The sequence below is a fragment of the Neptuniibacter sp. QD48_11 genome (genome assembly GCF_047778095.1).
In the GTDB taxonomy this organism is placed as follows: Bacteria; Pseudomonadota; Gammaproteobacteria; order Pseudomonadales; family Balneatricaceae; genus Neptuniibacter.
The window spans coordinates 3,138,040-3,162,473 of the sequence record NZ_CP180551.1; the positions used below are offsets into that span (position 1 = coordinate 3,138,040).

At 46.4% G+C, this 24,434-nt stretch carries 23 protein-coding genes; 3 read left to right on the plus strand and 20 right to left on the minus strand.

All coding sequences use genetic code 11. The annotated features are described in order from the left end of the window. Positions 1 to 108: 108 nt before the first annotated feature. On the plus strand, positions 109 to 657 hold the full coding sequence (locus tag ACMXYU_RS14670) for an HNH endonuclease (protein ID WP_415899264.1): 549 nt from the start codon (positions 109 to 111) through the stop codon (positions 655 to 657). Between the two features lie 108 nt (positions 658 to 765). Here the strand turns inward: ACMXYU_RS14670 and ACMXYU_RS14675 are convergent, their stop codons facing one another. From ACMXYU_RS14675 to ACMXYU_RS14740, 14 genes are all read right to left on the minus strand, one after another. After that, complete coding sequence (locus ACMXYU_RS14675; protein ID WP_415899265.1) at positions 766 to 1,203, minus strand: OsmC family protein; 438 nt, start codon at positions 1,201 to 1,203, stop codon at positions 766 to 768. A 253-nt stretch (positions 1,204 to 1,456) separates the two neighbouring features. Then, a complete protein-coding gene (lipA, locus tag ACMXYU_RS14680) occupies positions 1,457 to 2,440 on the minus strand; it encodes a lipoyl synthase (RefSeq protein WP_415899266.1) in 984 nt (327 codons plus the stop codon). A 6-nt stretch (positions 2,441 to 2,446) separates the two neighbouring features. Beyond that, the gene (gene lipB / locus ACMXYU_RS14685; RefSeq protein WP_415899267.1) at positions 2,447 to 3,094 is read right to left on the minus strand and encodes a lipoyl(octanoyl) transferase LipB; all 648 of its coding nucleotides are present in this window, start codon (positions 3,092 to 3,094) and stop codon (positions 2,447 to 2,449) included. Then, the gene (locus tag ACMXYU_RS14690) at positions 3,094 to 3,372 is read right to left on the minus strand and encodes a YbeD family protein (RefSeq protein ID WP_415882505.1); all 279 of its coding nucleotides are present in this window, start codon (positions 3,370 to 3,372) and stop codon (positions 3,094 to 3,096) included. The genes lipB and ACMXYU_RS14690 overlap by 1 nt, the downstream gene beginning before the upstream one ends. A 9-nt stretch (positions 3,373 to 3,381) precedes the next feature. Further along, positions 3,382 to 4,248 carry an aminotransferase class IV gene (locus tag ACMXYU_RS14695; RefSeq protein WP_415899268.1) on the minus strand — a complete coding sequence of 289 codons (867 nt, stop codon included), beginning with the start codon at positions 4,246 to 4,248 and terminating at the stop codon, positions 3,382 to 3,384. 80 nt (positions 4,249 to 4,328) lie between these two features. Beyond that, a complete protein-coding gene (locus ACMXYU_RS14700) occupies positions 4,329 to 5,486 on the minus strand; it encodes a D-alanyl-D-alanine carboxypeptidase family protein (protein WP_415899269.1) in 1,158 nt (385 codons plus the stop codon). A 103-nt stretch (positions 5,487 to 5,589) separates the two neighbouring features. Continuing rightward, positions 5,590 to 6,420, minus strand: a complete 831-nt coding sequence (locus ACMXYU_RS14705) for a septal ring lytic transglycosylase RlpA family protein (protein WP_415899270.1) — start codon at positions 6,418 to 6,420, stop codon at positions 5,590 to 5,592. An 18-nt stretch (positions 6,421 to 6,438) separates the two neighbouring features. Then, positions 6,439 to 7,623, minus strand: a complete 1,185-nt coding sequence (gene mltB, locus ACMXYU_RS14710; RefSeq protein ID WP_415899271.1) for a lytic murein transglycosylase B — start codon at positions 7,621 to 7,623, stop codon at positions 6,439 to 6,441. 80 nt (positions 7,624 to 7,703) lie between these two features. Further along, positions 7,704 to 8,843, minus strand: a complete 1,140-nt coding sequence (rodA, locus tag ACMXYU_RS14715; protein WP_415898263.1) for a rod shape-determining protein RodA — start codon at positions 8,841 to 8,843, stop codon at positions 7,704 to 7,706. Further along, positions 8,843 to 10,750: a penicillin-binding protein 2 gene (mrdA, locus tag ACMXYU_RS14720; RefSeq protein ID WP_415899272.1), complete on the minus strand. Its 1,908-nt coding sequence runs from the start codon at positions 10,748 to 10,750 to the stop codon at positions 8,843 to 8,845. Before mrdA ends, rodA begins: the two co-directional genes overlap by 1 nt. 15 nt (positions 10,751 to 10,765) lie before the next feature. After that, positions 10,766 to 11,233 carry a 23S rRNA (pseudouridine(1915)-N(3))-methyltransferase RlmH gene (gene rlmH, locus ACMXYU_RS14725; RefSeq protein ID WP_415882511.1) on the minus strand — a complete coding sequence of 156 codons (468 nt, stop codon included), beginning with the start codon at positions 11,231 to 11,233 and terminating at the stop codon, positions 10,766 to 10,768. An 8-nt stretch (positions 11,234 to 11,241) separates the two neighbouring features. After that, positions 11,242 to 11,574, minus strand: coding sequence for a ribosome silencing factor (gene rsfS, locus ACMXYU_RS14730; protein WP_415899273.1), 333 nt, complete (start codon positions 11,572 to 11,574; stop codon positions 11,242 to 11,244). A 9-nt stretch (positions 11,575 to 11,583) separates the two neighbouring features. After that, positions 11,584 to 12,234, minus strand: a complete 651-nt coding sequence (nadD, locus tag ACMXYU_RS14735; protein ID WP_415899274.1) for a nicotinate-nucleotide adenylyltransferase — start codon at positions 12,232 to 12,234, stop codon at positions 11,584 to 11,586. Positions 12,235 to 12,242: 8 nt separating this feature from the next. Beyond that, positions 12,243 to 13,499 carry a glutamate-5-semialdehyde dehydrogenase gene (locus ACMXYU_RS14740; RefSeq protein ID WP_415899275.1) on the minus strand — a complete coding sequence of 419 codons (1,257 nt, stop codon included), beginning with the start codon at positions 13,497 to 13,499 and terminating at the stop codon, positions 12,243 to 12,245. Positions 13,500 to 13,639: 140 nt separating this feature from the next. Between ACMXYU_RS14740 and ACMXYU_RS14745 the strand changes: the two genes are divergently transcribed. Then, on the plus strand, positions 13,640 to 15,322 hold the full coding sequence (locus tag ACMXYU_RS14745) for a hypothetical protein (protein WP_415899276.1): 1,683 nt from the start codon (positions 13,640 to 13,642) through the stop codon (positions 15,320 to 15,322). 27 nt (positions 15,323 to 15,349) lie between these two features. Next, positions 15,350 to 15,691, plus strand: coding sequence for a 5-carboxymethyl-2-hydroxymuconate Delta-isomerase (locus ACMXYU_RS14750; RefSeq protein ID WP_415882516.1), 342 nt, complete (start codon positions 15,350 to 15,352; stop codon positions 15,689 to 15,691). An 83-nt stretch (positions 15,692 to 15,774) separates the two neighbouring features. Here ACMXYU_RS14750 and rnr read toward each other — a convergent pair whose 3' ends face one another. From rnr to queA, 6 genes are all read right to left on the minus strand, one after another. Further along, positions 15,775 to 18,429 (minus strand): ribonuclease R, encoded by a 2,655-nt coding sequence (gene rnr / locus ACMXYU_RS14755; RefSeq protein ID WP_415899277.1) that lies wholly within the window; start codon positions 18,427 to 18,429, stop codon positions 15,775 to 15,777. A 145-nt stretch (positions 18,430 to 18,574) separates the two neighbouring features. Beyond that, positions 18,575 to 19,495 (minus strand): protein translocase subunit SecF, encoded by a 921-nt coding sequence (gene secF / locus ACMXYU_RS14760; protein ID WP_415899279.1) that lies wholly within the window; start codon positions 19,493 to 19,495, stop codon positions 18,575 to 18,577. Between the two features lie 10 nt (positions 19,496 to 19,505). Further along, positions 19,506 to 21,359, minus strand: coding sequence for a protein translocase subunit SecD (gene secD / locus ACMXYU_RS14765; RefSeq protein ID WP_415899280.1), 1,854 nt, complete (start codon positions 21,357 to 21,359; stop codon positions 19,506 to 19,508). A 65-nt stretch (positions 21,360 to 21,424) separates the two neighbouring features. Beyond that, complete coding sequence (gene yajC, locus ACMXYU_RS14770) at positions 21,425 to 21,757, minus strand: preprotein translocase subunit YajC (RefSeq protein WP_415882520.1); 333 nt, start codon at positions 21,755 to 21,757, stop codon at positions 21,425 to 21,427. Positions 21,758 to 21,813: 56 nt separating this feature from the next. Next, complete coding sequence (gene tgt, locus ACMXYU_RS14775; protein ID WP_415885909.1) at positions 21,814 to 22,953, minus strand: tRNA guanosine(34) transglycosylase Tgt; 1,140 nt, start codon at positions 22,951 to 22,953, stop codon at positions 21,814 to 21,816. A 31-nt stretch (positions 22,954 to 22,984) separates the two neighbouring features. Further along, positions 22,985 to 24,019, minus strand: a complete 1,035-nt coding sequence (gene queA, locus ACMXYU_RS14780) for a tRNA preQ1(34) S-adenosylmethionine ribosyltransferase-isomerase QueA (protein ID WP_415899281.1) — start codon at positions 24,017 to 24,019, stop codon at positions 22,985 to 22,987. Between the last annotated feature and the right edge of the window lie 415 nt (positions 24,020 to 24,434).

Here is a 24,434-nt window from a genome sequence, read left to right on the forward strand (position 1 = left end):
CTGCATACAATTCTTTGGTGTTGAGATTGTTAGAAAAACAGTTCAAATTAAGCTAAGGCGAAATACATATCACATCACCAAATAATGCTCCTGTGAGATTAAAAATTCATGGCCGTATATAACACTGCATCCGATTCAGCTAACACGGCTGTTAGAGCCTTTCTTACAAAAGTTGGTGAGCATTATCTTGGCCACTCCTTTAATACCGGTAGCGGTAAGGGGAAGGCTCTATGGCTTTCAATTAGAGATGAAGACTTTAGGAATTGCTGCGGATATTGCGGAGAGAAAAATGACAAACTCCAAATTGAACATGTATTAATGTTCAATCGCGCTGAATTTGGACTTCACCATCCAGGAAATATAATTCCGTGCTGCAAACAATGTAATAAACGGGAACGCTTAGAAGATAAATCTTACTGCAACTGGGAGCAGCATCTCGCTAAGGTTTGCGATAATCGCGGGGAACCTGACAAATATGAAGCACGAAGACAGAGAATTATCGATAACTTTAAAAAGCATAATTACCCAGAACTTAATTCTCATGAAAAACATGCCATTAGAGTTATAGCTAGCAGTCTCTACAACAATATCAAAACGGAATCAGATAAATCCTTAGATCTATATAAAGAACTAGATAAAGCTTTTTTACAAAAATAGAGTTCAAAAGGGCCAAGTAAAATGTCTTAACCCTCTTTTATAGTCAACACACATTATGTAATGATGAAAAATCACCCTTAGCCAATTACTGTTATCGTTCCAAAAAACCTACCCGATATATTGATGTAGAACCTCAGTTTCCAACTTGATATTGTCGTGCAGCGGACAACGTACACAAACTCTATCTAAGAACGCTTGTTTCTCGGTTTCACTCAGATCAGCATCAATCTTTGCTTGAACGCTAATCGTCTGAAAGCCTACACGATCTTCAGTTTCTTTGCCCATAAGCCCCATTGGATTCAGATCACCATCGACTTGGATCTGCATGCTACGCAGCTCAATCTTTTCCTGATTCGCAGCAATTCGTGCGATTGAGCCGATACAACCCGCTAAAGAGAATAGGAAGTTCTCAAGTGGTGTAGGGCCTTCATTGGTGCCACCGCTCGCCTGCGGTTGATCGATCGTTACTTTGTGGTCACGGATATCTGCGTGGATTGCCCAACCCGCATTCATAGTGGCAGTCACAGAGATGGTTTTAGTACTCATAATTAACCTTAGTTTTAATCTTTACTGCCTTAGGCAGAATAAATATTAGATAAATCTAATATATAGATTTTTAAGTTATAAGGATAAGAACAAATAGCTATAAGAACAGCGGACCTAAGAACCAATATCAGCTATAACTACCAAAACCTAATCTAGATTCCTGCCTTCGCTGGGATGACCTTAGGCCACTAGCAATAAAAAAGGCCGTTCTAAAAACGGCCTTTGTGGATAACTTAACGTTAAAGGAGGGACATTAACCTACCTTTTCACCCTTCGCTTGTAGATCGGCATGATAAGAAGAGCGAACAAGAGGTCCGCAAGCTGCATGTTTGAAGCCAAGCTCTTTTGCAATGCGGCTAAACTCATCAAACTCCTCAGGCGTCACAAAGCGCTCTACCTTAAGGTGTGAACGGCTTGGTTGTAGATATTGACCGATTGTTAACATATCCACATCATGAGCACGTAGGTCTTTCATTACCTCGATGATCTCTTCATTGGTTTCACCAATGCCTACCATCAAACCAGACTTGGTACGTACTTCTGGGTTCTTAGCTTTGTACTTTTTCAACAAGCGTAGAGACCATTCGTAGTCAGAACCAGGACGTACCGCTTTATATAAGCGTGGAACAGTTTCCATATTGTGGTTAAACACATCAGGCGGTGTTTCTGTAAGAATATCGATCGCGATATCCATACGGCCACGGAAATCAGGTACAAGGATCTCCATCTCGATAGATGGAATACGCTTACGCGTTTCGCTAACACAGTTAGCAAAGTGCTGAGCACCGCCGTCACGGAGATCATCACGGTCTACTGAAGTGACTACGACATAGCGCAATTCCATATCCGCGATCGCTTCTGCCATCTCTCTAGGCTCATTCTCATCTAGAGCATTTGGACGGCCGTGAGCTACGTCACAGAATGGACAACGACGGGTACAGATATCACCCATAATCATAAAGGTCGCTGTACCATGACTAAAGCATTCGCCTAAGTTAGGGCAGCTTGCTTCTTCACAAACAGACGCGAGCTTATGCTTACGCAGCTTCTGTTTAATACTGTCCACTTTTGCACTGGATCCCATCCGCACACGTAGCCAATCTGGCTTACGCGGCATATCTTCTTTCTCAGTTGGAATTACCTTAATTGGAATTCGATCAACTTTGTCGGCGCCACGCAATTTAACGCCCTGCTCTACCCGCTTCTTCTTTACTTCGTTATTGTTATCTAATGACATCTAGGCTTAATCCAGAGTAGTTTGTCGAGTGACTTCTTTATACCCTAGCTTGGTAATAAGGATATCCAGAAGACGCTGCGTTGCCTCAACCTGATCAAGGTCAGAAGTTAACGCGTCAAGTTGTGTCATCGCCATACCGGCATAGCCACATGGGTTTATTCTTAAAAAGGGTTCTAAATCCATAGCAAGGTTAAGTGCCAAACCATGGAAAGAGCAACCTCGGCGAACCCTAAGACCTAAGGATGCAATTTTACTGTTATCCACATAGACGCCGGGCGCATCCGGCTTAGCGTAAGCGTCTATGCCATAGGACTGGACTGTTTCAACCACAGATTCTTCCATAATTGAAACCAGCTCACGCACACCTAATTTTTTACGTTTCAAATTTAGCAGTAGATAAACAATTGCTTGCCCAGGGCCGTGATAGGTGACTTGACCGCCACGATCCACCTGAACAACCGGGATATCCCCCGTACCCAGCAAGTGCTCCTCTTTACCTGCTTGCCCCTGCGTAAACACAGGCTCATGTTGCAGCGACCAAATTTCATCCACTACTGAGTCATCGCGCTCATTAGTAAAATTCTGCATCCGCTGCCATGTTGGTTCGTAAGGCTGTAAGCCTAAATCCCTGACAATTAGCTGATCAGGGTTCATCAGATCACCATTTTTACGCGATCAGACGCGATTAACGCTTCATGCAGAGCTTTAAGCTGCTCGACACTCTGCGCTGTAATTTTAAACCGCACGGATTGGAATGTGCCTTTACGGCTATCCTGCAAAGTTACCTGAGAGATATCCAGATCCGGAACATGAATCTGCACAATTTCGATAACGTGACCGCGGAAATCTTCACTATTTACCCCAACGACTTTAATTGGATAGTCAGGACATGGAAATTCGATCTTTGGCGGTTCTTGCTGCTTGTCTGTCATAAACTCTTTCTAATTCTCTGTTGGCTTACCGGTCATCAACTGGCGTTGATACTCAGAAAACTTTTCAAAAATTTTCCGCCAAACCGGACCTTTCTGGCCATCACCGATCTGATGGCCATCAACCTCAATTATAGGCACTATACCTCGGGTGGAACTGGACACCCAAACTTCATCCGCAGCCAATAACTTATCATAATCAATATCAATCTCCTGATATTGGATCGCATACTGGTCTGACAATTCGAGAATAAGCTCTCGGGTGATGCCACCTAAAATCTCTGAGCTGCGCTTAGGGGTATAAAGAACTCCGCGCTTCACCAAAAATAGGTTACAGGCTGAGCCCTCTGTTAATCTATCATCGCGAGAAAACAGCGCCTCATCCACCCCTTCATCTTTGGCCTGCTGTAACACAAGTATATTTGGCAGCAAACAGGTCGATTTAATATCGCAGCGATGCCAGCGTAGATCTTCTGTAACAATCGCTTTTAAAGGCACCACATCATCACAGCCCGCTTGCCAGATATCTTTGATCGGCGAGCAACAGGCAAAAATGGTCGGTTCTAAACTATCATCGTAAGCATGGCTACGTTTACCAGCACTTCCCCGTGTGACCTGAAGATATACCGATAGATTGCCGCCCCCATTCAGCTCAACTAGCTGATTCATGATGGCAACCCAATCGCAGTCACTTTTGATCCGTACTGCGCGCAAACTATGCTCTAAACGATCCACATGCTCCTGTAGACGAAACCCTATCCCCTGATAGTACGGAATCACCTCATAAACACTGTCCCCAAACAGAAAGCCACGGTCAAAAACCGATATTTTCGCTTCCTCTTCAGGGATGAACTCGCCATTCAGATAGACTGTATTCATATCACCTAAACGCAAATGCCCACATCTACGTATATAGATGTGGGCATCCGTGCAATTTTAAAGGGCTACGCTAAATGCGTTTAGCCAATTAAGCTAGAGAAGAACAATAGGATGGCATGCCAGATACGCTTTAATAAGCCTGCTTCTGGCACGGCTTCCATCGCTACTAATGGTACTTCCGTTACCAATTCACCATCTAAAGTAACGCGGACTTTACCCAACTCCTGACCTTTCTCGATCGGCGCCGTGATCACTTTGTCCACATCCATTGTCGCTTGTAATTTATCTGCCTGACCGCGAGGGATTGTTACAGTAAGGGACTCATCGATACCCATACGAAGCTGATCAGATACACCAGACCACACTTTAGCTGTATTCAGTACAACATTACTCTCATATAGTTTGTGTGTGCGGTAGTAACGGAAAGCATAAGAAAGTAGCTTCTGAGTTTCACGCGCACGTGCTTCCTCATCGCTCGTGCCAAGCACTACCGAAATAAGGCGCATACCGTCACGTTTAGCCGATGCAACCAAGCAATAACCGGCCTCATCGGTATAACCTGTTTTCATGCCATCTACAGTTTTATCACGCCAAAGTAGCTTGTTACGGTTTGGCTGGCGTATTTTGTTATAGGTGAAATACTTTTCAGAGTAGATGCTATACAGCTCAGGGAAATCATTGATGATTGCTCGAGCTAGCGTGGCAAGATCCGCAGCAGAAGACTTGTGACCTTCAGCAGGCAAGCCAGTAGCATTAAGGAAATTGGTATTTTGTAATCCTAGAAGATCAGCATGTTGATTCATTAAATCAGCAAAAGCAGCCTCACTACCCGCAATATGTTCAGCAACAGCAACAGATGCGTCGTTACCAGACTGGATAATAATACCTTTCATCAAGTCGCCTAGGCGGACCTGAGTGCCTTCACGGATAAACATACGTGAACCTTGGGTACGCCACGCTTTTTCACTGATCAACACAAGGTCATCAACGCCAACATTCCCTTTGCTTAGCTCATACTCAAGAATGTAGGCCGTCATCATTTTTGTCAGGCTTGCTGGTGCAAACGCCTTCTCGGCATTTTTAGACGCAATAACCTTCCCGGTATCGGCATCAACAACAAGATACGCAGTTGCTGCAATCTGAGGTTCAGCAGGTATTAGACGTGCTACTGCATGCGCTTGAAATGCAAACAGTGTCAGAAATAGTACGGTTATGTACTGGGAAGCCTTATTAAACATTGTTTTCCAGAATCTATTTTTAGAAATGAAGACCCGCCAGATCATCATTTTCTTAGGTTTTAAAAAGTCCACTTAAACGCCGTGGATAACTCTACTCAAGCGTTTAAGGGAAGTCCACCAGCCTAGGGTTCTTATGCCCCATCTGCTCAACTTTTTGGGTTAAATCAGACAACGAAGTATCCTGCTTCAACGGCCCAATCTGGACACGGTACAAGGTACGGTTATTAGTCGTCGTTGGACGAATCAATACCGCAAGTTCCGGCAGTAGTGGTCGTAGCTGACTTTCCACATATTCGGCTGAATCCCTATTGGAGTAAGCACCCACTTGCAGATAACGGCCTGCAATATTAGCAACAGGCTCTGGAGTAGCCGCTACAACTGCTCCAGATTTCTGCCATGCACGCGGGTCGATAGCTTCTAATCGAACTTGGCCAGTACCGTGTTTCAGAATATCTAACTTCGATGCCGCAGCATAAGACAGATCAATAATGCGGTTGCCGTGGAAAGGCCCACGATCATTCACCCTAACAATCACCTGCCGATTATTCGCCAAGTTAGTGACTTTTAGATAAGTCGGGATAGGCAAAGACTTATGCGCAGCAGACATCTTATACATGTCATAAATCTCACCATTAGAGGTTTTATGGCCATGGAACTTCTTACCGTACCAAGATGCTGTACCTGTTTCGCTGTAACCCAACGAACTATTCATCACCCAATACTGTTTACCAAATACCGTATAAGGGCTTTTATTGCCCCCACGACTCTTTGGTTCTACTTTTGGCACCGCATCTTTTACATGAGATACATCTACTGGACGATCAGGTGCTTTATCGTGACGCATTGAATAACGGCCACTATTAGTCGTGTTGCTCGTTGAAGAACAGCCGACCAAAGCAATTGCCAATAGAACTAGACCAATTTTTTGCAGCATAGCCTACTCTTAAATTTATTATTTTTTAGCCACTTGGCCTGCTTCCGCTTTCTCGTAAGCAGTTTTAATCTGCTCACTTAGGCGGTATACAGCCATCGCGTATAGCTTACTATGGTTATAACGGGTAATAACATAGAAGTTATGCAGGCCTAACCAATACTGCTCATCTTCACCCATAACTAAGCGCATCAAGATCGCTTTACCCTCTGGATCTAGATCCAGTTGCGGCTGAACACCACGCGCTTGCCATTCGCCTAGCGTGTGTTTAGGGATTAAACCTTTACGGCCAACGCTATACCAGCTCTCATCTCTTTCCTTTTGGAAAGACACAGAGCTAATCACAGGCTCACCCGGCTTCCATTTATGCTCAGCAAAGTAGTTAGCTACACTGCCAATCGCATCACGTTTATTCTTCCAGATATCACGTTTACCATCTTCATCAAAATCGATAGCAAAGTTACGATAGCTAGACGGGATGAACTGACCATAACCCATAGCACCTGCATAAGAGCCTTTCAGCGAAGTAATCTCCACCTGCTCTTCACGTACTAACAAAAGGTATTCTTTTAGCTGACCAAGGAAGAATTCGCTGCGACGTGGGTAATCAAAACCCAAAGTAGCTAGCGCATCTAATACACGATAACTACCAGTGATACGGCCGTAGCGCGTTTCAACACCGATAATCGAAACAATAATTTCCGCCGGAACACCGTAGGCTTTTTCCGCATCCATTAGCGCCTGACGGTTTTCCTGCCAAAACTGAACACCTTGGTTAATACGCTTCTCTTTAAGGAAGATGTTGCGGTACTGCCCCCAATTCAAGGTGCCTTCTGCAGGTCGGGAGATCGCTTTCAAAATAGAGGTTTGACGTTCCGCTTTACCTAACACATCACGCAGGTAAGCTTCTTTAAAGCCTTCGGCTTTCATCTCTTCGATAAACTGCTGTGCACGTGGATAATCCGCGTAAGAGCCACCGCGTACAGCCGCCAACACCTCTTCCTGAGTCATACGTTTCGTGGTTGTAGCTTTTGGCTTTTCAACCGCTTTAACTTCCGCTTTAGCTTCCTGCTTAACCACTGCTGCTTCTTTGGCTGCAGTTTCAGATTTAACCGCTGTTGGCTCAGCTGGTTTTTCCGCAGCTATACAGCCTGTCAGCAAAACACCCGCTGCGACCGCCGTTGATACAAGAAATTTAGACTTCATACCTGAAAAGCTCCCTTAAACACGTACAACATAAATAACACCCAAAACATCGGTCTATTAAAAATAACGCCGACACACTTCTACTTTAACAACATGGTGCGATAACTATGCACCGACATAATAATGCCAAATCCTGCCATCAGGGTCACAATCGATGTACCACCGTAACTCACTAATGGCAAAGGTACACCTACCACTGGCAGCAAACCACTTACCATGCCTATATTTACAAAAACATAAACAAAGAAAGTTAAAATCAGACTACCGGCCAATAATCGACCAAAACTATCAGGCGCACGAGCAGCTATCACCAAGCCACGCGCAATAATTAACAGATACAGGGTTAACAGTATGAGAACACCGATTAACCCCATCTCCTCAGCCACAACCGCGATGATAAAGTCAGTATGAGACTCTGGTAAGAAGTCTAACTGTGACTGAGTCCCGCTTAACCAACCCTTACCTGAAATACCACCCGATCCAATCGCTGTTTTTGATTGAATAATGTTCCAGCCAGAGCCCAGCGGGTCACTTTCTGGATCAAGGAAGGTTAATACCCTTTGTTTCTGATAGTCCTTCATCACCATCCATAACCCAGGTAGTGCAGCTGCTGCCAAACCTAATGCAGCAAAGATATAGCGCCACAGAATCCCTGAAAGAAGCAATACAAACACACCCGATGAGGCGATCAATAATGAAGTACCTAAATCCGGCTGTTTCATAATCAGCACGGTTGGAATACCCACCAGCATAAGGCTGATAAATATATGCTTAACACGCGGTGGAAGCGGCCTATGGGCCAAGTAAAAAGCTACAGTCAGCGGTAGAACTAACTTCATGATTTCCGAAGGCTGGAATCTGAAGCCAGGTAAGGCGATCCAACGCTGCGCCCCTTTAGCACCGACACCAAAGAGAATTACGCACACCAGTAGAGCGACCCCAATCAAGTAAAGCGCGGGCGCCCACCGTCCAAGGAATCTCGGGGTAAACTGTGCCAAGACAATCATGACAAAAAAACCTACACCCATACGGATGGCCTGACGGGTGACATAACCCATATCTTGGCCTGAAGCGCTGTAAAGGATAAATAAACCAAAACCGCACAGAGCAAGCAGAAGCAATAACAGCCAACCGTCTAGGTTAGTGTAACTCCACAAGCTTGGACGTTGACGCAGATGATCATGCGCCTCTGGCATATAGCGCTCAAACTCACGCCCCATCATCGTACTGCAACCTCCGGCTCTTTCTCTTCAGCAAAAGGATCTATACCGAGAAGGTAGGCATCCATGACCTGACGCGCTATTGGTGCAGCTGTACTGGAACCACCGCCGCCGTTTTCAACAATCACCGAGATCGCGATCTTCGGGTCGTCAATAGGTGCAAATGCTACAAACAAGGCGTGGTCACGGTGAATTTCCGCCAGCTTTTCAGCATCGTACTCTTCATCCTGTTTGATACCGACGACCTGAGCTGTACCGGTTTTACCAGCAATTTCATAAGCTGAATTAGCACCAGAGCTACGTGCTGTACCGCGCTTTCCATGCATAACTTCACGCATACCTTTGATAATGTCATCCCAATGCTTATCGTTATTTAACACTACATCAGGTAACGGACGTTTTACCCCCGCTATATCTGGCATGTATAAACTTGTCTCTTCACCTTCTTTAGCTTCTTTAATGCCTTGCAACATTCGTGGTGAGTGCCAAGTACCACGATTGGCAACAACCGCCGTAGCGGTGGCTAACTGCAATGGCGTTGCAACGAAGAAACCCTGACCAATACTCATATTAAGCGAGTCACCGGTATACCAAGGTGTTTTACGTGCACGCTTCTTCCACTCACGCGAAGGCAAGATCGCTCCGATTGCCTCTGGAAGGTCTAAACTCGTTACTTGGCCAAAACCAAACTTACCCAAGTAATCGGACATCGGATCTACACCCATTTTATGGGCAACATCGTAATACCAAACGTCACAAGATTGTGCCAGAGAATCATACATATCGACCCAACCATGGCCCGTTCTTTTCCAATCCCTATATTGACGCCCACCACGGGTGATTTGGTAAAAACCTGGATCAAAGACTCTATAGGATGGTTTTACTACACCTGTATCGATCGCGGCTAAAGCAACAATCTGCTTAATGGTCGAGCCGGGAGGATAACCACCGCGGATGGCGCGGTTAAACAACGGCAGATCTCTCGATTCCCTTAATGCCGAATAATCCTTCGATGAGATACCCGTCACGAACAGGTTCGGATCGTAAGCAGGGGTAGAAACTAAGGTTAGGATACCACCGGTTTTCGGGTCCATCGCCACAACCGACGCGCGTCGACCTTCCAATAGTTTTTCAGTGATCTGTTGCAGCCTTAGATCCAGATGAAGTACTAGATCTTTACCCGGTTTAGGATCCGTCCGCTCCAGAATACGCATCACTCGACCACGAGCATTGGTTTCTACTTTTTGGAAACCCACCTCACCATGCAACTGATCTTCATAGAATTTTTCTATACCGAGCTTGCCGATATAGTGGGTTGCCGCGTAGTTATCCTGATCAACTCGTTTCAGCTCTTTCTCATTGATCCGACCAACATAACCCATGGCGTGAACTAAAGACTCACCATAGGGGTAGTAACGGATTAGCTCGGCTTCGACTCGCACACCCGGTAAGCGATGGTAATTAACCGATATTTTCGCGATCTCTTCTTCCGTTAAACGGAAGCGCACAGGCACCGATTGGAAGGGGCGGCGACGCTGTTTTAGACGTTTTTTGAAACGCTCAACTTCACGATCGGTAATGGGGATCAGTGCTTGCAGATCGACTAGGGTTTTATCAATGTCTTTCACCTCTTCTTTAAGAAGCGTGACACTGTAACTAGGTCGGTTATCCGCTAACAACACCCCGTTGCGGTCGTAGATTAAACCTCGCGTCGGCGGTACTGGCTGAAGTTGAACACGGTTGTCTTCCGACATCGCCACATAACGGTCGTGCTCAATAACCTGAAGATAATAGATACGCCCAAGTAGAATCCCGAGCATAATGACCACGATAAAAAACGCCAAAGCCGCACGAAACTTAAATGTGCGGCTTTCTTTCGAGTGATCCTTGAGGCGCTCTGCTGCCATATTCCTAGCGTTCTTCTACTTGTGGTAAGGATGTCCCTGAATGACCGTCCAGGCACGATAAAGTTGCTCTGCTAACATCACCCGCACAAGCGGATGCGGTAACGTCAGTGCAGACAACGACCATTTCTGATCTGCCATTGCTGAGCAACGGCTATCCAGACCATCCGGGCCTCCAATGAGTAGACTGATATTACGGCCATCCATACGCCAGTCTTCCACTTGTGACGCCAGTTTTTCGGTTGACCAGTTTTTACCTAACACTTCCAAAGCAATAATTCGGTCGCCTTTAGGTATTGCCGCCAACATCTGATCTCCTTCCTGCTTCTTAGCGCGAGCAACATCACTGCTCTTACCTCGATGCCCTAACGGAATTTCGATCATCTCAATCTGAAAATCTGCAGGTAGGCGCTTGGTATATTCCTGATAACCCTCGTTTACCCACGAAGGCATCTTGCCACCCACAGCTATGATCCGGATTTTCATAAAAAGTTCTACGCTTCTGCGTCAACGCCCCACAGGCGTTCTAGATCATAGAAGTCACGCGCATCTGGCATCATTACATGAACAACCACATCGCCAAGATCCACAAGAATCCAGTCGCTTACGCCCTGACCTTCAGAACCTAGCGGCATCACGCCTGCTTCTTTCAGTTTAACAACCACTTCTTCGCCGATAGATCCAACATGACGCTTAGATGTACCGCTCGCGATTACCATGTAATCCGTTACGCTAGAACGACCACGAACATCTAGATCGACAACTTCTTTGGCCTTCATATCTTCTAGTGCTGTGTGCACTAGTTCTAAAACTTTTTCAGCTTGCATTATTTCACTTCAGTTAGTTAAACCGTATAAACGGTTATCTTGAATATATTGCCAGACCCCATCAGGAAACAGATAACGAGGCGACAAGCCCTGCGCTATGGTTTCGCGGATCTGCGTTGCTGATATCCCTAAAGGAGTCAGCTCATGAAACAGCACTTTGCCCGCCGGTAGCGCCATCGCCTGTTCCAAGTTTTGAGCTTTATGCTCATCTGTAAATTCTTTAATTTCGCCCTCTGTAGGCAGATCGTAACCGGGCCGCTTTACCACAACGATATGGCAGTAATCGGTAAACTTATCCCATTCATACCAGCTGGGTAACGTCATATAAGAATCCATACCCATGATCATAAAGATTGGGCATTGATCACCTAATTCAGAACGTAATCCCTGCAGTGTCAGGAATGAATAAGAAGGCTGTTCAGAACTGATTTCTCGATCATCAGCACATAAGCTTGGTTCATTGGCTACTGCCAACTTCACCATCTCTAAACGTTGTTCAGAGGTTCGACCTGGAGTCGCTCTGTGCACGGGGGTTTTAGAGGGGATCAAACAGAGCTGATCCACGCCTAACCAATGCTGTAATTCCAGAGCCGTTCTCAGATGGCCATTATGGATGGGATCAAAAGTCCCACCCATAAAAGCAAAAGCGTTCGCTTTCATAATCTAAATTACTGACGGATGTGACCATCACCTAGTACAACGTACTTCTCGGAGGTCAATCCATCCAAACCTACTGGCCCGCGTGCGTGGATTTTGTCAGTAGAGATACCGATTTCAGCACCTAGACCGTACTCAAAACCATCCGCAAAACGAGTTGAGGCATTAACCATTACCGAACTGGAATCCACTTCACGTAAGAAAGCACGTGACTTAGTGTAGTTCTCAGTAATGATCGAATCTGTATGGTGTGAACCGTAACGGTTGATATGACGAATCGCTTCATCCATATCATCCACCAGTTTAATTGCCAAAACTGGTGCTAGGTATTCGGTTACCCAATCTTCTTCTGTAGCATCATTGATGAATGGCAACAGAGCCTTAGTACGCTCACAACCTCGCAGTTCAACACCTACAGCCTGATAGCGTTCCGCTAGTTCAGGTAGTACTTCAGCTGCGATATTGGCATGCACCAATAGCGTTTCCATAGTGTTACAAGTGCCGTAACGGTGTGTTTTAGCATTTAAAGCAACATTCACTGCTTTGCCTTTATCCGCCTGTTCATCAATATAAACATGGCAGATGCCGTCCAAGTGCTTAATTACCGTCACTTTAGCATCACGGCTGATACGCTCGATCAAGCCTTTACCACCACGTGGAACAATCACATCCACGTATTCTGGCATTGTAATCATCTGACCCACCGCTTCACGGTCAGTCGTTTCAACAACCTGTACTGCGTTTTCTGGTAAGCCCGCTGCACTCAAACCTTTACGGATGCACTCGGCTACCGCTTGGTTGGAATGAATCGCTTCAGAGCCGCCACGAAGAATCGTCGCGTTACCGGATTTTAGGCACAGGCTTGCTGCTTCAACCGTTACGTTTGGACGAGACTCATAAATAATACCGATCACACCTAGCGGCACACGCATTTTACCTACCTGGATACCACTCGGTAGGTATTTAAGATCAGTGATCGCGCCTACTGGATCTGGTAAAGCTGCAACCTGACGTAGACCCTCGATCATTGTGTCGATACGAGCATCAGTTAGCTCAAGGCGATCTAACATGGCATCGTCCAAACCGTTTGACCGACCATTGTCTAAGTCTTTTGCATTCGCTTCACGCAGTGCCGGTCGGCTAGTATCGATAGCATCAGCCATTGCCAACAACGCCTGATTTTTTAGGTTAGTGTCTGCTTTAGCGACTAGGCGCGCCGCTGCACGGGCATTCTCACCTAGCTGAATCATATATTCTTGTACGTTCATTGCTGTCCTTCCTATCGATAAGCCCTTTATTATAGCGTCAGGGAGACTTGGGTTATACCTCTAATGCAAATCATATTCACCCTCGGTAGAATGACCTGTTATTATTTGCCCCTGCATCCGTTTTTGAGCTAACACTGACCGTGACTAACAACGCCAAATCAAAGCCTAATTTCAGAAGGAATCTGACGCTATCCTTAGGCATAGTGCTATTGGTGGGTTTTATCGTCAGCATTCTCTACATGCACTTAGCTACCAGCCGACAGGCGGTGCATGAGACACAAATCATCGGGCAGAACATCGCTAAACAGAGCGAACTCCTGATCCGACCACTGCTTCTCTCGGATGATCGCGTCAGCCTTAACTACTTACTCAGCGAATTAACCCAACTTGAGTATGTTGGCGGCCTGCATGTACAAGATGCCAATGGCTTCACCCTCGCCCGCGCAGGAAAGTCCAGCCAGCAAACTCTGCAACAACAGCTAATTCAACAAGAAAAGACCATCGGCACAGTAACGATCTGGTTGGACAGCGGCCCTGTCGAGCAATTACTCCGCAGCCAGCTCTGGCCTTTATTGATCATCGCTATCTTCACCGCGATTTTGCTGCTGACAACCAGTTGGTTCTTTACCCGATCAGATAAATTCATCTCTGAGAGCAGCGCAGATGAAGAAGAAAAGTTTGAGCCTTCGTTCTCCGATACGCTGGCTACTCAGACGCCTGCTGAAAGCACACCTCAAGAGATTGCCGAAGACACTGTCACTATCGGCTCCGCAACAGCCGAAACAAGTGACTATGAAACCCAAGTACAGCGCTCAGCCGAAAGCACGCAAACATCTAGTGAAACAGCGCCCGTTATTAGGCCATCTTTAGAGACAGAAAACCTAGTTCAAGACATTACCGAAACTCGGCCTGAAACGGGGCCTAAAGCCTCGCCCGAAGCCATTTCCGAACCACAAGCACCAAACCAAAAGGCTTCTGATCTGCTACACACCCACGAATTGGTCGATCTTCTCAAACCGGCACCAAGTACTCAGCAGCAGATGCCTAAATTTGAGCATCAACCACAGCAGCTTGACGATTCTGAAACCGTCGCAAATACGGTCGAGACTCTCGTACTAGAAGAAGAACCGGTAGCAACGCAAGAAACGCATACTCCTATGCGCGAAAACCCTCTGCTGAAGAGCATGAATGAACGCCATGAAGAGCAGCTGGACCTTTATAGCTTTGAACATGAACTCGAACTAATTCTTACGCCACAAGATGCCATCTATCTGCTCTATATCGATGCTAATACTGCCAGCAGCGATAATATGGAGCCTGACGAGAAAGCAACACTGCTGAATGTATACCATCACTTGGCGAAACAGGTCGCACGCATCTATAACGGTGCCTGCGAGCAATTGCCTAATAAAGACATTCTGCTGCGCTTTGAATTAAGGGACGAAAAGGATAGCCACGGTATTAACGCACTATGCGCAGGCCAGCTATTCAACCTGTTATACAAAGGCTTTAACCACTCAAGAATTCGTGGATTTCAACCGGTACTGAGTCTGCAGATGTCCCTCGCTCGCGGCCATCATGACAAACATGATCTGGTAAAAGAGGAAGCTCACTTCCTCACGCGCACGACTAGTAGCAACGATCTGATCAGCCATACCGCGCTAACCGAAGCTCCTTTACTGAAAGAGGCAATGCTGCAAGAAGCCGACATTAGACGCGAAGATGAAGACAAAGTATTGCTGCTTAAAGTCACACCTAAGCATCAAACACTGCTACAGAAACAAGCGAATCACCTGTTAACCAAGATCTTTAAAAAGTCTTAATCAAGACGGCTTAAAAGGAGCTATCCCTTGCCACACTTAATCATCGAATACTCCAAGCAGATTGAAGATAAGGTAGAAATTACGGCTGTTATGGAAAAGGTGTTCCAAGGTGCAGTTGCAGCTAACCTCTTTGCTGAAAAAGACATAAAGGTCCGCGCACATGCTTACCAGCAGCATATGAATGGCGCAGGGCTTAATGGCTTTATCCACGTTTCATCGCGGATCTTAAGTGGTCGTAATACCGAGCAGAAAACCCAACTGACTCAAGCAGTGCTAAATGAGCTTAAAACGCTCGATTTGGAAGACCTTTCGATTACCGTCGAAGTACTGGATATAGATCGCGATAGCTACGCGAAACACATCGGTTAAGCACACAAAGCCAAGCCACTAAAAAAGGCGCTATAGATAACTACAGCGCCTTTTCAAAGACTCATATGTCCCGTGAAAGCAGCCTATTTACGCTTCGGCTTTTTCACTTTTAAACCTTTCTGTTTGCCTTTCAACTTAGGCTTAGCCGTAGCCTTACGCTTTTTAGACTTCTTGCTCTTGCCCCCGCTTGGGCCAGCAAATTCCATCAATTCGCGTTCTGCAGAAGATAACTCCTTACCGCGAGAAGGCTGAGCTTTAGCCGCTATACGTTTCTTCGGACCACCTTCACCGCTTGGCGCAGGCTTTTTACGCGATTTACGCAGAGCATCACGCTTAGAACCTTTCTTCGGCTTACTACGCTCTTCATCCTTAGCAGGACGATGACCCCACTCGTGTTTATGGCCTGGCAGCTTTTTATCGCCTTTAGAAGACGGACCGCCGATCTTACCTTCAGCTAACAGCTGACGCGTGGTTTTCTTTTTCTTAACGGGCTGATGATCGATCAGTTCAAAATCGATCTTACGTTCATCCAGATCCACACGCGCGACTTTAACGCGTAAACGATCGCCCAACTTGAACACTTTACGGGTGCGCTCACCCACTAAGCGCTGCTTAGCTTGGTCAAATACATAGTAATCGCCCGGTAAACCAGTGATATGCACGAGACCTTCAACAAACAGCTCATCAAGCTCAACAAAGACACCAAAGCCGGTAACGGCAGCAATCACGCCTTCGTATTCGTCACCCACATGCTCCTGCATATATTCACACTTAAGCCACGCCACAACATCACGGGTTGCATCATCTGAGCGACGTTCCGTCATAGAACAATGCTCGCCCAATTGCAGCAGCTGCTCCATGCTGTAGTTGCATGCAAAATCTGCATTTTGAGCAAAATCATCAGGGCGCTTAATCGCTTTATCCTGACTTTCAGAATGAATTCGAGCACGAATTAAACGATGCACCAATAGATCTGGGTAACGACGAATTGGCGAGGTAAAGTGCGTGTACGCAGGGTACGCCAAACCAAAGTGACCTTGGTTATCAGGGCTGTAAACCGCTTGCTGCATGGAACGTAGCATCATGGTCTGAATCAGATGACGATCCGGACGCTCTTCGATGATCTCTGCCAGCTCTTGGTAATGAATCGGCTCAGGTGTATCGCCACCGCCAAGGTTAAGACCTAGCTCACCCAAATAAGCTCGTAGATTCTGCAATTTCTGCTCTTTCGGGCCTTCGTGGACACGATAGATTGCAGGGACTTTCAGCTTGTTCAGGAAGCGAGCGGTTGCGACGTTCGCACACAACATACACTCTTCGATCAACTTATGCGCATCGTTACGGTAAACCGGAACGATCTGGTCGATCTTACGATCTTCACCGAAGATCATCCGTGTTTCAGTAGTATCGAAATCGATCGCACCACGAATTTCACGCGCTTTACGCAGAGCAAAGTACAGACCATACAAATCTTCTAGATGAGGAACCACATCGGCGTACTCTGCACGCAATGCTTTTGATTCTTCCTCTTCTGGCTGCATCAGCATCTTGCCAACCTTAGTGTAGGTTAGACGCGCATGGGAGCTGATGACCGCTTCATAGAACTGATAACCGGATAGATTGCCCGATTCGCTAATGGTCATTTCACAAACCATCGCCAAGCGATCTACCTTAGGGTTTAACGAGCACAAGCCGTTTGATAGCAGCTCTGGCAGCATCGGTACAACAAACTCAGGGAAGTAAGTTGAGTTCGCGCGCTGATAAGCCTCTTTATCTAGTTCAGAATCAGGTCGCACATACCAAGATACATCTGCAATCGCGACCCACAAGCGCCAACCGCCAGACTTTTTGCGCTCGGCATAAACCGCATCATCGAAGTCTTTAGCGTCTTCACCATCAATAGTAACCAGCGGCAGATCACGTAGATCAACACGATTAGCTTTAGCGCTCTCTTCAACTTCAGCAGTCAGCTCACCGATCTCTTGGCGAACCGTTTCTGGCCATTCGTGCGGGATCTCATAGTTATGGATCGCAACCGTGATCTCCATGCCCGGCGCCATATGGTCGCCTAGCACTTCGGTCACTTTTGCTTGTGGCAATTGGCGTTTGCTTGGCTGATTGATCAGCTCAGCAACAACCAACTGACCATCTTTGTAAGTTAACGGTGTTTCAGCCTCAGGATCAGGAACAATCATGATCTCCTGGGTGATACGCTGGTTTTCAGGACGCAGATAACCAAAGCCATCCTGACCACTAAAACGCCCTACCAATTTACGGGTATTACGCTCCAGTACATCAACTATCTTACCTTCACGACGACCTTTAAAGTCAACACTAACTTCCTGAACCAGTACGCGATCGCCATCAAATACTTGGCGCATCTGACGCGGGCTTAGCTTAAGATCATCACCGCCCTCTTCAGGCTTAACAAATCCATAACCATCTCGATGACCAATGACACGGCCTTTGATCAGTGACATCTTATCCATCAGCGCAAATTCATTGCGGCGATTACTCATCAACTGACCATCACGACACATCGCCTTCAATCGGAAGAAGACGGCATCACGACTTTCTGGATCCCAGACACCTAAACCTTCGCACAGCTGCGCATGTCCAATCGGCGCGCCCCACTCCTGCATGTACTGCAGAATGTAATCGCGGCTCGGTACCGGGTTGGAATACTTCTCCGCTTCCGCTGCGGCTTTAGGGTCATTTTTAGTCCAATCTTTACTCATAGAGCTCTCAAAAACGAAATGGCTAGGGCATTTATCTAGCTAGCATAACACGCCGAAGACTTTCTTTTAGGATAGCACCGCTTAAAGCGATGATTTACAGGCATTTTAAACGAAAAGAGCCGGCAGATGCCGGCTCTTGTCAAACTTAAGGACGATCATCGACCTCGGTCTCTTTCTCCTCAGGAGGGAGAAGATCCTCTTTGCAGATGTTCATCGCAATCAGGACGTTAGCCGCCACATAGATGGAGGAGTATGTACCAATAAATACACCCACCAACAATGCAGTCGCGAAACCGTGAATCATTTCACCACCGAAAATACTTAGCGCCAACAATACCAACAATGTGGTTAAAGAGGTCACCAAGGTACGGCCTAAGGTTTGCGTCAATGAGATATTCATTACCTCTAACGGCGTACCTTTACGCACTTTACGGAAGTTTTCACGAATACGGTCGGACACTACGATGGTATCGTTCAACGAGTAACCAATTACTGCCAATACAGCTGCCAGTACCGTTAGGTCAAAGTCCAACTTAAATAGGGCAAAGAAACCAAGTACGATCAATACGTCGTGTGCCAAGGCCGCTACAGCACCTACAGAGAACTTAATCTGGAAACGGAACGCTACATAAACCATGATCATGAACAATGCTAACAGCATGCCCAGACCACCTTGTTCACGTAGTTCTTCGCCTACCTGCGCACCTACGAACTCGTTACGGCGCAAGTTAAGCTGTTGTGATTCGCCCGCCTGCAGTGCAGACAGTACTTTATCACCCAGCTGCGGATCGTGATCCTGGCCTAAACGGATAAGAATATCGGTTGGCGAACCAAAGGTTTGCACTACCGCATCTTTAAAACCTACATCTTTTAGCTGACCACGGATCTTGTTTAGATCGGCTGGCTGTTCGTAGCCAATCTCAACCAAACTACCGCCGGTAAAGTCCAAACCGAACTTCAGACCGTTTACAGCTAAAGCACCAATAGAGACTATCAGTAAGAGCACAGAGCAAGCTGCTGCGATCTTACGGAAGCCCATGAAGTTATATATCTTTTCTTTAGACATCACAGCTTCCTCAGATTGATAGTTTGCTAACTTGGCGGCCGCCGTAAGTTAAGTTAACCAGTGCACGCGTTACTAGAATCGCTGTGAACATAGAGGTCAAAATACCTACAGATAGCGTGATCGCGAAGCCTTTAACCGGCCCCGTACCCATCGCAAACAGAATTACTGCCGCAAGAAGCGTTGTGATGTTGGCATCAAAGATGGTTGTAGTCGCGCCTTTGAAACCAGCGTTAATCGCTGATTGCGGTGGCAGACCATTTTTAAGCTCTTCTTTGATACGCGAGAAGATCAGTACGTTCGCATCCACGGCCATACCAACCGTCAATACGATACCGGCAATACCCGGAAGCGTTAGCGTTGCCGAAAGCATCGACATCACTGCAACCAATAGCATCAGGTTCAAGGTCAGAGCGATATTCGCCAGTAGACCAAACACGCGGTAGTACAGAATCATGAACAGCAATACTAAGGCTAGACCGATCTGAACCGACATCACACCGGTTTCGATGTTCTGCGCACCCAAGCTCGGACCTACTGTACGCTCCTCTACAAAGTAGATTGGCGCAGCTAGTGCACCGGCACGTAGCAATAGCGCTAGCTCAGAAGATTCGCCTGCTCCGTCCAAACCTGTGATTCGGAAAGAGTTACCCAATACCGCCTGAATTGTCGCAAGAGAGATAATGTTCTTCTCGGTGTAACGTACTTTTTCCGTTACCTGAACACCATCAACCGTCTTAGTCACAGTACGCTCTTTATCTTCAACAAACAGTACGGCCATGCGGCGCTGTACAGCGTTCTTAGTGGTACGAGCCATTAGCTCACCACCTTTAGAATCAAGCGAGATGTTTACCTGCGGCTGACCGTTTTCATCAAAAGAAGCTTGTGCGTTAGATACGTTATCACCTTTGATGATGACATCTTTCTCTAAGGTAGCTTTACGGCCTAGCTCACTACGGAACTCATAAACCTCAGTACGTGCAGAGCTTGCACCTGGCTTAGCTTCCAAACGGAATTCAAGCGTTGCAGTCTTACCGATAATCTTCTTCGCCGCAGCAGTATCCTGGATACCCGGTAGCTGAACTACGATACGGTTACGACCTTGACGCTGAACTAGCGGCTCAGCTACACCCAGTTCGTTTACACGGTTACGAAGTGTTGTCAGGTTCTGTTTGATCGCATAAGTTTCGATATCACGAACAGCTTGTTCAGTCAGGTTAACTTCAACATAAAACTCACCATCGCGCTCATCTGCAGTGACTAAGAACTCAGTATATTCCTGACGTAGAAGGTTAACCGCTGCATCACGAGACTCTAGCTTGGTAAATTTAATTGCCAAGGCACCGTTTTCACGGGTTTCTAGCTTACGGTAACGAAGCTTCTCTTCACGCAGACGACCTTTGATCTCAGACGCGTAGTTTTCTAGCTTCTGAGTCACCGCTTTTGGCAGATCAACTTCAAGCAAGAAGTGAACACCACCACGTAGGTCAAGACCAAGCTTCATAGGGCCTGCGCCCATAGAAGAAAGCCACTCTGGCGTTGTAGGCGCCAAGTTAAGCGCTACGATGTAATCATCACCCACTACACGGGTAATAATATCTTTCGCTTTAAGCTGGGAATCGCCATCAGGGAAACGGATAAGGCCGGCTTTTCTATCAAGCTCGGTTTCCTTAACAGATACACCTTCACGCTCCAGCGCAGCAGTAACTTTTTCGATTAGCGGCTGATCCACTTCAAATACATCACGTGTACCAGTTAGCTGGATCGCATAATCATCGGGATACAAGTTAGGTGCAGCGTATAAACCACCGAACACTAACACAAACAAAATAAGGAGATTTTTCCAGAGGGGGTATCGATTGAGCATAGCGCCCTATTCCCTGATAGAAACAGAAACGCCACTACTAGATGTAGTGGCGTCTGTGAATTAGCTTAGATGCTCTTAAGAGTGCCTTTTGGCAGAGCTGCTGATACGTGAGTTTTTTGGAAAGTCAGTTCAGTACCTTCGCTCACTTCTAGAACAATGTAGTCGTCGTTTAGGTTAACTACTTTACCCAGAATACCACCTGCAGTGATCACTTCATCACCTTTGCTAAGGCCACCTAGAAGCTCTTTGTGCTCTTTAGCGCGCTTAGCTTGTGGACGCCACATGAAGAAGTAGAAGATCAGACCAAAGCCAACCAAGAAAATCATGTTGAACATGCCAGAATCCATTGGGGCACCGGCAGCACCTTCAGCATAAGCTGGGGAGATAAAGAAGCTCATTTAGCTACTCCTAAAAATAATGTAAAAATTCTTGTCGTTATAAAAGCACTAACAACTTATATGGAGTCAATTGCGGGCGTTTCAAGGCCACGCTTACGATAAAATTCGTCCACAAAGTCGCTCAATTTACCCTGTTCGATAGCTTGACGCAATCCAGCCATTAGCTGCTGATAGTAATGCAGGTTATGAATGGTATTTAACTGCGCGCCTAAGATCTCTTTACACTTATCCAAGTGGTGCAAATATGCACGGCTAAAGTTCTGGCAAGTGTAGCAATCACAGTTCTCATCAAGCGGACGCGTATCGGTTTTATTTACCGCATTACGGATCTTAACCACACCCGTATCGGTAAATAGGAAGCCGTTTCGCGCGTTACGTGTTGGCATTACACAGTCGAACATATCAACACCACGGCGAACCGCTTCAACGATATCTTCTGGCTTACCTACACCCATCAAGTAACGGGGTTTCTCTGCAGGCATTTTGTAGGCAAGATGATCCAGTACTTTGACCATCTCATCTTTAGGCTCACCTACTGATAAACCGCCAATGGCATAGCCATCAAAACCGATCTCTTCCAAACCTTTCATCGATTCATCACGTAGGTGCGGGTACATGCCGCCCTGAACGATACCAAACAGCGCTGCTGGGTTATCGCCGTGTGCGTCTTTAGAGCGCTTAGCCCAACGCATAGATAGGCGCATAGACTCAGCCGCTTCGGTTTCTGTCGCTGGGTATGGCGTACATTCATCGAAGATCATTACAATGTCAGAACCCAACTCACGCTGAACCTGCATCGACTCTTCTGGGCCCATAAACACTTTACTGCCGTTTACCGGAGACTGGAAGGTCACACCCTCTTCGGTGATCTTACGCATTTTACCCAAGCTAAATACTTGGAAACCACCGGAGTCAGTTAGGATCGGGCCTTTCCACTGCATAAAGTCATGCAGATCGCCGTGCTGCTTAACAATCTCGGTACCCGGACGTAGCATCAGGTGGAAAGTATTACCCAAAATAATCTGTGCGCCTGTCGCTTCGATATCGCGCGGTGTCATACCTTTAACTGTGCCGTAAGTACCTACCGGCATAAACGCTGGCGTTTCAACCGTACCACGTGGGAACTGCAAGCGACCGCGACGGGCTTTGCCGTCTTCAGCCAGCTTATCAAACTGCATAAAACATTCTCTGCTCATTTAACTCTTACCTCTAATTTACGCAGTTAAATCACTGACCACTTTTACGTGTTAAATACATGGCATCGCCATAACTAAAGAAGCGGTATTTCTGCTCAACCGCTTCTTTATACGCCTTCATCATGTTGTCGTAGCCGGAGAACGCGCTCACAAGCATCAACAGAGTCGATTCTGGCAGGTGGAAGTTGGTGATCATCGCATCCACAGATTTGAATTCGTAACCTGGGAAGATAAAGATATCGCTATCACCAAACAACGGCTCGATTTCGCCATTGCGGCTCGCGCTCTCCAAGCTGCGCACACTGGTTGTCCCTACCGCAATCACACGACCACCTTCGGCACGCGTTTGCTTCACCAGCTCACAAACCTCTTCGCTCACTTCGATATACTCGGAGTGCATTACATGCTCATCGATATTATCGACTTTAACCGGCTGGAAGGTACCCGCGCCTACGTGCAAAGTCACAAATGCACGCTTAACGCCTTTCTCATCCAACTTAGCCAGCAGGGCATCATCAAAATGCAGACCAGCTGTAGGTGCAGCTACGGCACCCGGCTTTTTGTTGTAAACCGTTTGATAACGTTCACGATCTTCTAACTGATCTTCACGTTTCATATACGGTGGTAGCGGCATATGGCCGTGCTGCTCAAGCGCCTGCACCAAACCGCCTTCAATCAGAAACTTAAGCTCAAATAGGTTCTCGTGACGAGTCACCATCTCAGCTTCAATACCACCTTCAAGAATCAGCTTAGTACCCGGTTTAGGCGAACGGCTGGAACGTACATGGGTCAAAGCACGCTTATCGTCTAAAACACGCTCAACTAAAACCTCAACTTTACCGCCAGACTCTTTAGTACCAAATAAACGAGCTGGGATAACACGGGTGTCATTGAAGATCATAAGATCACCCGGTTGGATCAATTCAAGCACATCGGTAAATTGACCGTGATTGAGTTCACCAGAATCGCCATTCACAGATAACAAACGGCTAGCGCTACGCTGCTCTAGAGGAAAACTCGCAATGAGTTCCTCTGGAAGCTCAAAATGAAAATCTTTAACCTGCATTCAGGGAATTCTTCTATATCAACATCAAAGGGACTTAAGGGCGCGCATTGTACCGGAAAGGAGATTTTTTTTCAGGTTTTCAAAAGTATTGATTGACGCAAGCGTCCAGATTTCTATAATACGCCTCTCTTAAGTGCCAGCGTGATGAAATTGGTAGACATGAGGGATTCAAAATTCAACTTGTCTACACAAAATTATATTGCTAAGGTGCTGATTTTTAAGAAATAGAGAAGAGCATAAACGCCAATATATGCTCGTTATATCTCGTTATATATGCCAGCGTGGTGGAATTGGTAGACACAGGGGATAAGCGTAAGCCAGTGTCTTAAAAAAATGAGTCCCCCTTGCAAGCAATTGCAAGTGAGAAAAACTGGGTGAACTGCTGGAAGGCTAAGGATTTAATAATCTAAGCTAA